The organism is Streptomyces xingningensis, from assembly GCF_054957865.1.
In genome coordinates, this window is sequence record NZ_JBDJPF010000111.1 from 1 (window position 1) to 9,241 (window position 9,241).

At 73.1% G+C, this 9,241-nt stretch carries 8 protein-coding genes; 6 read left to right on the top strand and 2 right to left on the bottom strand.

The window, feature by feature from the left end:
• Positions 1 to 203 precede the first annotated feature (203 nt).
• A complete protein-coding gene (locus tag ABCR83_RS31530) occupies positions 204 to 1,379 on the top strand; it encodes an acyl-CoA dehydrogenase family protein (protein ID WP_462698684.1) in 1,176 nt (391 codons plus the stop codon).
• Positions 1,380 to 1,393: 14 nt separating this feature from the next.
• Here ABCR83_RS31530 and ABCR83_RS31535 read toward each other — a convergent pair whose 3' ends face one another.
• Both ABCR83_RS31535 and ABCR83_RS31540 read right to left on the bottom strand, forming a co-directional pair.
• A complete protein-coding gene (locus ABCR83_RS31535; RefSeq protein ID WP_462698685.1) occupies positions 1,394 to 2,587 on the bottom strand; it encodes a threonine synthase in 1,194 nt (397 codons plus the stop codon).
• Between the two features lie 89 nt (positions 2,588 to 2,676).
• Entirely contained in the window at positions 2,677 to 3,060 is a 384-nt protein-coding gene (locus ABCR83_RS31540) for a hypothetical protein (RefSeq protein ID WP_462698686.1), read from the bottom strand.
• Positions 3,061 to 3,258: 198 nt separating this feature from the next.
• Here ABCR83_RS31540 and ABCR83_RS31545 point away from each other — a divergent pair, with 198 nt between their 5' ends.
• The 5 genes from ABCR83_RS31545 to fxsA all read left to right on the top strand — a co-directional run bounded on the left by ABCR83_RS31545 (position 3,259) and on the right by fxsA (position 9,041).
• Positions 3,259 to 3,702, top strand: a complete 444-nt coding sequence (locus ABCR83_RS31545; RefSeq protein WP_462698687.1) for an Lrp/AsnC family transcriptional regulator — start codon at positions 3,259 to 3,261, stop codon at positions 3,700 to 3,702.
• A gap of 62 nt (positions 3,703 to 3,764) precedes the next feature.
• A complete protein-coding gene (locus ABCR83_RS31550) occupies positions 3,765 to 5,390 on the top strand; it encodes an amidohydrolase (RefSeq protein WP_462698688.1) in 1,626 nt (541 codons plus the stop codon).
• Between the two features lie 535 nt (positions 5,391 to 5,925).
• The gene (gene lnt, locus ABCR83_RS31555) at positions 5,926 to 7,614 is read left to right on the top strand and encodes an apolipoprotein N-acyltransferase (protein ID WP_462698689.1); all 1,689 of its coding nucleotides are present in this window, start codon (positions 5,926 to 5,928) and stop codon (positions 7,612 to 7,614) included.
• The gene (locus ABCR83_RS31560; RefSeq protein WP_462698690.1) at positions 7,611 to 8,381 is read left to right on the top strand and encodes a polyprenol monophosphomannose synthase; all 771 of its coding nucleotides are present in this window, start codon (positions 7,611 to 7,613) and stop codon (positions 8,379 to 8,381) included. Before lnt ends, ABCR83_RS31560 begins: the two co-directional genes overlap by 4 nt.
• 72 nt (positions 8,382 to 8,453) lie before the next feature.
• Positions 8,454 to 9,041 carry an FxsA family membrane protein gene (fxsA, locus tag ABCR83_RS31565; RefSeq protein WP_462698691.1) on the top strand — a complete coding sequence of 196 codons (588 nt, stop codon included), beginning with the start codon at positions 8,454 to 8,456 and terminating at the stop codon, positions 9,039 to 9,041.
• Positions 9,042 to 9,241: the final 200 nt, after the last annotated feature.

Genomic DNA, 9,241 nt, shown 5'->3' on the forward strand with positions numbered 1-9,241 from the left:
CCGCCGCCTTGTTCGTTGGGGTTTTCCCAAGATCTGTCAACCCGTGACGTACGCCCTCCGATCGGGCATACTCCAAGCGCCACAGCCGCAGGTCAACCTGTTCCGAGACCCGGCCAGGGACCATCGGCTGGGTAGTACCGGTGACGGCGCCGACACCCTTGGCGGCCGCCGCCGCAGGCCCGACAGGGAGGAGAGCCGCCGACATGACCGAGCATGGCCCACAGCCGGTGGAGCGACAGCTGCCCACGGAGGAGGCCCGCGATCTGATCGCGCTGGTACGCGATCTCGTGGCGCGGGAGATCAGGCCGAATGCCGCCGAGGAGGAGGCCGCCGGTCACTTCCCCCGGGAGGTATTCCGGCTGCTGTCGGCATCGGGGCTGCTGGCGCTGCCGTATGCCGAGGAGTTCGGGGGCGGCGGCCAGCCGTACCAGGTGTACCTCCAGGTGCTGGAGGAACTGGCCGCCGCGCGGCTCACGGTGGGGCTCGGGGTGAGCGTGCACACCCTCTCCTGCCATGCGCTCGCGGGCTATGGCACCAAGGAACAGCAGGCGGAGCGGCTGCCCGCGATGCTGGGCGGCGGGCTGCTGGGGGCGTACTGCCTGTCGGAGCCGTCGTCCGGGTCGGACGCGGCCTCGCTGCGGACGAGGGCGACGCGCGACGGGGACGTATGGACCCTTGAGGGGACCAAGGCCTGGATCACCCATGGCGGGATCGCGGACTTCTACACCGTGCTGGCGCGCACCGGCGGTGAGGGCGCGCACGGCATCACCGCGTTCCTGGTGCCCGGGGACGCACCCGGCCTGTCCGCCGCCGCGCCCGAGCGGAAGATGGGCATGAAGGGGTCGCCCACCGCGCAGGTGCACTTCGACGGGGTCCAGGTGCCGGACGCGCGCCGGATCGGGGAAGAGGGACAGGGGTTCGCCATCGCACTCTCCGCGCTCGACTCCGGGCGGCTGGGGATCGCCGCCTGTGCGATCGGGGTGGCGCAGGCGGCACTGGACGAGGCGCTGGGATACGTCACCGAACGGCGGCAGTTCGGGCGGCCGCTCGCCGACTTCCAGGGCCTGCGCTTTATGCTCGCGGACCTGGCCACCCAGATCGAGGCGGGCCGCTCCCTGTACCTGGCCGCGGCCCAACTGCGCGACCAGGGGCTGCCGTTCGTCAAGCAGGCGGCCATGGCGAAGCTGTTCTGCACGGACGCTGCCATGCGGGTGACCACCGATGCCGTCCAACTCATGGGCGGCTACGGCTACACGGCGGACTTCCCGGCCGAGCGCTATATGCGCGAGGCCAAGGTGCTGCAGATCGTCGAGGGGACCAACCAGATCCAGCGCATGGTCGTCGCCCGGCAGCTGGCGGGTCCCGAGTCGCACCAGTGAAGTCCCGCCGGTGATCAGTGCGTCAGCTTCGCCAGTTCCGGGACCCGGTCGGTCGCGGCCCCGGCGGAGCCGACGCGCGCGATGTCCTTGAGCCCCGTCGCCGTGCCGATGGCGACGACCAGTCCGCCGTGTTCGCCCGCCCAGCGACGGGCGGCGGCGACGCCCACCGCCGAGGACGGCTCGAGGAACAGGCCCTGGGCGCCCAGGGAACGGTATTCCGCCATGAACTCGTCGGTGGGGACGGCGATCGCGGAGCCGTCCGACTGCCACAGGGCGTCGAGCCCCTGCCAGGCGGGGGTCTGCTCGCCCAGGGAGAAGGCGGGGGAGCTCCGGTGGACGATGGACGTACGCTCCTGCGCTGCCCGTTGCGGGTGGGACAGCGCGGCCGTGAACGGCGCCGCGGCCGCGGCCTCGGCGGCGATCAGCCGGGGCGTACGGTCCATCAGCCCCGCTGCCCGCAACTCGCGGAAGCCGCGGCCGATGCCGGAGAGCAGGTCGGCACGGCTGGCCGGCACCACCACGGCGTCGGCCCGGTCGCCGAAGTCCCGGGCGATCTCGTAAGCGACCGATTTATAGCCCTCGTTGGCGTAGCCGTTGCCGCCCGGCGAGGGGGAGGCGAAGCTGGTCAGCGGGTACCAGCCGAATCGTTCCACGGCCTGGCGCATCGCCGCGTTCCGGGCGGTCATGCCGTCCCGTACCACCCGTACCGCGCCCAGCGCGTCGATCTGCGCGCACAGCGGCGCGGGCACCTGGTCCGTGGTGAACACCACGCAGCGCAGCCCGGCCCGGGCGGCGTACGCGGCGGCGGCCGAGGCGGCGTTGCCGGAGGAGGCCGCGGCCACGGTGTCCGCGCCGACGGCCAGTGCCGCCGCCACCCCGACGGACATGGCCCGGTCCTTGTGGGAGCCGGTGGGGTTGACGCCCTCGTACTTCACCCACAGCTCACCGTCGGACGAACTGCCCAGCGAGACCGCGATGTTGGGGGTGGCGCCCTCCCCCAGAGTGACCGGCGGGCCGGGGACGGGGAGGGCGGAGGGCCAGCCCCAGGGGCCGCCCGGGTGGCCGGCCGGTGACAGCCCGGACAGGTCGGCGAGCGGCGGTACCGGGTTGGCGCCGATGCCTTCCGCACGGCAGACGGCGCACCCGGACAGGTCCCCGGCCAGGGTCCCGCACCGCGGACAGTGCAGCGGCGGCAGCGGCTCAGGCATGTCAACTCCTCGGGATGGCACGGCAGTAGCCCCGAATGTAACAGGTGACATGCCAAGGGGCCCCATACGTTTACGGGGCCCCGGAGACGTCAGGACGGGCGGCGCATCACCGGCACCCGCTGCGGGTGCGAGCCCGGCCCGCCGATGTGCGAGAACGGCTGGGTCCGCCAGTCCAGGCTCTCGGGCAGGTTCAGCAGCAGCGCCGTGTCCAGCTCCCGGGCGGCGAGCGACTCATCGACCGGATCGGCCTCCTCGACGGCGCACCCCGATCCCGGGCAGACCGTGAGCCCGAAGGGGTTCCACGGCGACGGGCACAGCGCGTGCTCCGGGAGCTCCCCCTCGTCGGCGAGGAGCGCGATCGGGCGAGCACAGTCCGGGCAGGTCACCCGGAACATCACGGCGGTCTCAGCCATCTCGTCGGTCCCGTACAGGCTGCTGTCGCCGTCGATTTCGAGGCGTTCCAGGCTGGGCATGGTGTTCTCCCCCTCGGATGGACCGGCCAGGCGTGAATCCCGGCCCTGGCCACAGCAAGCACTTCCCTCGCGCACGGTCGGGTAATCGCCCCGCCCGGGGGGACACGGGTGCATGTGTGTGGCGTTCATCACGCGCCCGGTGCGCCTGTGGGGGCGCCGACTGTGCCGGGTCCGCGCGGACCCAGTAGGTTGATCCGCGTGGAGGAGCTGGACAGAGAGATCGTGGAACTGCTCGTCAAGGACGGGCGGATGAGCTACACCGACCTGGGCAAGGCGACTGGCCTGTCGACGTCGGCGGTGCACCAGCGCGTGCGCCGGCTCGAACAGCGCGGTGTCATCCGCGGCTATGCGGCGGTCGTCGACCCGGAGGCGGTCGGGCTGCCGCTGACCGCGTTCATCTCGGTGAAGCCGTTCGACCCCAGCGCCCCCGACGACATCGCGGACCGGCTCGCCGGGATCCCCGAGATCGAGGCGTGCCACAGCGTGGCCGGCGACGAGAACTACATCCTCAAGGTGCGGGTGGCGACACCGCTGGAACTGGAGCATCTGCTGGCCCGGATCCGGTCGTTGGCGGGGGTGTCCACCCGGACCACCATCGTGCTGTCCACCCCGTACGAGGCGCGCCCGCCGCGGGTGGGGTAGGCGGTGCGGGAGAACCCACCCCCAGCTGCCCGGCCGCGGGTGATACGCGCCAGACTGGGCCCATGAACGAGCACCCGGACAAGACCGTGCTGCTGCGCGGCGGCAATGTCCACACCCCCGCCGACCCCTTCGCCACCGCGATGGTCGTCGAGCGCGGCAGCGTCGCCTGGGTCGGCTCCGAAGGCGCGGCCGACTCCTTCGCGGACGGCGTGGACGAGGTCGTCGACCTCGACGGCGCCCTTGTCACCCCCGCGTTCACCGATGCGCATGTGCACACCACCGCCACCGGCCTCGCGCTCACCGGCCTCGACCTCACCGGCATCCCCAGCCTGGCCGAGGCCCTCGGCCGCATCCGCGCGCACGCCGCCGCCCGGCCCGCCGACCGGGTGCTGACCGGCCACGGCTGGGACGCCACCGCCTGGCCCGAGCAGCGCCCGCCGTCCCGGGCCGAACTCGACGAGGCCACCGGCGGCCGGCCGCTCTACCTCACCCGCGCCGACGTCCACTCCGCGGTGCTCAGCACGGCCCTGCTCGACCTTGTCCCCGGCCTCGGTGAGCTGCCCGGATACACCCCCGACGGGCCGCTCACCGACGCTGCCCACCACGCCGTGCGCGCCGTTGCGCACGAGGGCGTCACACCCGCGCAGCGCACCGAGGCGCAGCGCGCCGCGCTGGCCCGCGCGGCCTCGCTGGGCATCGGCTCCGTCCATGAGTGCGCCGGGCCGCAGATCTCCGGCGCCGACGACCTCACCGGCCTGTTGCGGCTGGCCGCCGAGGAGCCCGGACCCCGGGTCGTCGGCTACTGGGCCGAGGCCATCACTTCCGCGAAGGGCGCGGAGCGGGTGCGGGAACTCGGTGCGGTCGGTGCGGCGGGCGACCTCTTCGTGGACGGCTCGCTCGGCTCGCACACCGCCTGCCTGCACGACCCCTATGCCGACGCCCCGCACACCGGCACGGCGCACCTGGACGCGGCCGCCATCGCCGCCCACGTCGCCGCCTGCACCGAGGCGGGCATCCAGGCGGGCTTCCACGCCATCGGCGATGCCGCGCTCACCGCCGTCGTCGAGGGCGTACGCGCGGCGGCGGACAAGCTGGGCCCGGCCCGGGTGCGGGCCGCCCGGCACCGGGTCGAGCACGCCGAGATGCTCACCCCCGAGCACATCGCGGCCTTCGCCGAGTTCGCCCTGACGGCCTCCGTCCAGCCCGCCTTCGACGCGGCCTGGGGCGGGGACGAGGCGATGTATGCCTGGCGGCTGGGCCGCGTGCGGGCCCGTACCCTCAACCCGTACGCGGCCCTGCTGCGCGCGGGCGTGCCACTGGCCCTCGGGTCCGACAGCCCGGTCACCCCGCTCGATCCGTGGGGTACCGTCCGGGCCGCCGCCTTCCACCGCACGCCCGAGCACCGGGTCTCGGTGCGGGCGGCGTTCACCGCGCACACCCGGGGCGGGTGGCGGGCGATCGGCCGGGACGACGCGGGCGTCCTGGTGCCGGGGGCGCCGGCCGACTACGCGGTGTGGGAGGCCGGGGATCTGGTGGTGCAGGTGCCGGACACCCGGGTGGCCAACTGGTCCACGGACCCGCGCTCGGGGACGCCGGGCCTGCCGGACCTGACGCCGGGAGCCCAACTGCCCGTCTGCGTCCGCACGGTGGTGGCCGGGCGTACGGTCCACTCAAGGCCGAACGAGTGACAGGAGGGCGCCGCGTACCGCCGAACGACGTCCCCTCGGCCTGTCGCCTTTGTCCGCCCTCTCCGTACTGACCTGCTGATTTAAGGCAACGACGCAGGTCAAGCGGCTGTTGACAGGATGCGGGCGGCGGCCGGTAGGTTCGGCCGAGTCCACCACAGGACGTCCGACCGGAGAATCTCCACGCAGTCGTCGAACGCCGCTGGGCCATGGGGCGGTGAGCCGGGATCGGAGCGCCGCCACTGGGAGCCAGGTCCAGCGCACGGGGGCGAGGGCGGTTCCACCGGGTCGGCAGGTGCGACCCGGGTGGGGCCCGGACGTTCAGTAGACAACGGCTCCATGGCCACCGCAGCCAGCGGTTGCCAGGCCGGCCCGAAGGACACCGCGCCCCACCCGCAGTCCATGCTTTTCCTTCCGGCATGCTCTCCTTCCGCCCGGGTTTTTCCCTTGCGCACTTCTTGCACCCCGGCAGCGCTTGCCGCCACCCTCGGGGTACGGTCGCCTCTACCACCGCACGACCTGCAGGAAGGCCCCGACCGTGCCCTCGGGTTCCCACACCAGCGCCGAGACTCCCGGCGACCAGGCAGCCGGCCGGCCGGACGCACCATCCGCCGGGCCGCCGGCCGCTGCCGCGTCCCCGCAGGTCACGGCGCGCCCGGGCCGGGCCCGGCGGCTTGCCGCACTGGCCCGCCGGGAGGCGCCGCGCACCGGCGCCGCCGCCGTCAGCGGGGTGGTGCTGGCGTTCGCCTTCCCGCCGTACGACCTGTGGCCGCTGTCGGTCCTGGCGGTCGCCGTGCTCGGCCTGCTGACCCATGGCCGCACGGCCCGCCAGGGGGCCTGGACGGGCTTTGTCCTCGGGCTGCCGTTCTTCTTCCTGCTGCTGCGCTGGCTGAATGTCGTCGGCTATGACGTGGTGTTCGGGCTGTCCGTCGCGGAGTCGCTGTTCGTCGCCGCGCTGGGCGCCGGGCTGGCGCGCACCTCGCGGCTGCGCGGGTGGCCATTGTGGGCGGGGTGTCTGTGGGTGGCCCAGGAATGGGCCAGGGACCGGGTCCCGTTCGGCGGCTTCCCCTGGGGGCGGCTGGCCTTCGCGAACACCGCCTCGCCGGTCACGCCGCTCGCGGCGCTCGGCGGCGCCCCGCTGGTCACCTTCGCGGTGGCCCTCGCTGGATCGCTGCTCGCCTGCGCCGTGCTGGGGCTGGCGCGGCTGCGTGCCGGGGGGTGGCGGATGGCTGCCGTGCTGCCGCCGGCCGGGGTGGTGGCGCTGGCGGTGGCCGTGCTCTGCGCCGGGTATGCGGTGCCGGTGCCGACCAAGGCCGACGACACCGTGAACATCGCCGTGGTGCAGGGCGACGTCCAGAAGCCGGGCATGGACTTCCTCGGCCGCCCCATGATGATCCTCAACAACCATGTCAACGCCACCCTCGACCTGGCCAGGGACATCAAGGCGGGCCGGAAGCCCAAACCCGACCTCGTCATCTGGCCGGAGAACGCCTCCGACCTGGACCCGTACCAGGACCGGGAGGCGTACGCCCGGATCGAGCAGGCCGTCAAGGCGGTCGGCGTCCCCGTCCTCGTCGGGGCGCTCGTCGACCACCCCACCAAGCCGGGCTATGTCTTCAACGAGGGCATCGTCTGGGATCCCCGAACCGGTCCCGGAGCCTCCTACACCAAGCAGCATCCGGTTCCGTTCGGCGAGTACGTTCCCTTCCGCGAGCAGCTCAGCAAGGTCATCTCGCGGCTTCAGCGGGTGCCCCGCGACTTCTACCCCGGCGATCACACCGGGGTGATGCAGGTGGGCCCCGCCCGGCTCGGTGATGTCATCTGCTTCGAGGTCGCCTATGACGAGATCGTGCACGAGACCGTCCGGGCCGGTGCCCGGGTGCTGGTCGTCCAGACGAACAACGCCACCTTCGGCCGGACCGACCAGCCCGAGCAGCAGCTCGCCATGTCCCGGCTGCGGGCCGTCGAGCACGGCCGTGCCGTGATCACCGCGGCGACCAGCGGCATCAGCGCCGTCGTCGGTCCGGACGGCAAAGTCGAGCAGCGGGCACCGGAGTTCACCCGGGAAGTCCTCAATGCCCGTGTTCCACTGCGGGACGGGACCACCGTCGCCGACCGAGTGGGTGCGGCTCCCGAATGGGCGCTCGCTATCGTGGGTCTTCTGTCCTGTGCGGCCGCGATCATCATGGGCCGCCGGGGGCGTATGGAGACGAAGGGGATTAAGTGAACGACGGTGGTCAGCGGAGACACGGTCCGCTCGGCACGACCTTGGTGATCATTCCGACCTACAACGAGGCGGAGAACATCGGGCCCATCGTCGCCCGGGTGCGGGCTGCCGTACCGGAGGCGCACATCCTCGTCGCGGACGACAACAGCCCCGACGGCACCGGAAAGCTCGCGGACGAGCTGGCGGCCGAGGACGACCACGTCAAGGTGCTGCACCGCAAGGGCAAGGAGGGCCTCGGCGCCGCCTATCTGGCCGGCTTCCGCTGGGGCCTGGACAACGACTACGGCGTGCTGGTGGAGATGGACGCCGACGGCTCCCACCAGCCGGAAGAACTTCCCCGGCTGCTCACCGCGCTCAAGGGGGCCGATCTGGTGCTGGGCTCCCGCTGGGTGCCCGGCGGGCGGGTGGTGAACTGGCCGAAGTACCGCGAGATCCTCTCCCGCGGCGGCTCCACCTACTCCCGGCTGATGCTCGACATGCCCATGCGTGACATCACCGGCGGCTACCGCGCCTTCCGGCGCGAGACCCTGGAGGGGCTGGGCATGCAGGAGGTGGCCTCCCAGGGCTACTGCTTCCAGGTCGACCTCGCCTGGCGCGCGGTGAAGGCCGGGTTCCAGGTGGTGGAGGTGCCCATCACCTTCGTCGAGCGGGAGCTGGGGGACAGCAAGATGAGCCGCGACATCGTGGCGGAGGCGCTGTGGCGGGTCACCTCCTGGGGCGTGGGTTCCCGGGTCGCCAAGGTGGGCAAGGCGCTGGGCCGGGGCTGAGGAAGCCCGTTCGGGGGTCCGGGGGTTGTCCCCCGGGGAACCGCAGTGTCGTCGTACAGGCACACTTGAGTCATGACGTTCGGAACGCAGCAGCAGACCGGGAACAGCCGACCGCCGGGGCGGGGCCAGCTGCGCAGGATCCTTCCGCTCGCCGTGGCCCTCTGGGCGGTTCTGGAGATCTGGCTGCTGATCCTGGTGGGCGATGCGGCGGGCGGGCTCACCGTGTTCGCGCTGCTGGCCGGCGGGGTGCTGCTCGGCTCGTATGTGATCAAGCGGGCCGGCCGCCGGGCCTGGCGGCGGCTGACGGAGTCCCTCCAGGCCGGTGGCACCCCGGCCGGTGGGACAACAACGGCCGAGGGCGGGTCGGAGGGCGGTGGCAATGCCCTGGCCATGCTCGGCGGGCTGTTGCTGATGGTGCCGGGGCTGCTGTCCGATGTGGCGGGGCTGTTGTGCCTGTTCCCGCCGACCCGCGCCCTGCTGCGCAAGGGCGTGGAGCGCCGGCTGAACCGGTCGGGCGGGCCCGCGCCGGGCACCCTCGGCGATGCCTTCCAGCAGGCGCGCATGCACCGTCCCGACGGTGTGGTGATCCAGGGCGAGGTCATCCGGGACGACGAGCCGCCGGCGGAGCGGCACGGCGACAGCCCGCGACTGCCCGGTTGAGCCGGGCGCCCGGCGCGGCGGGTGCACAACCAAGGGCCCGGGCCCCCGCCGTGGATCGCGGGGGGCCCCGCCCGGGCCCAGGCCCCCAAAACCAACGCCCCGGCCCCCCGAGCCCCCGCCCGCCACCCCCCACCCAAACAAAGGTCCACAACCCACCACCCCGCCCCCGCCACCCGCGAGGGGTTGGTGTGACGGGTGTA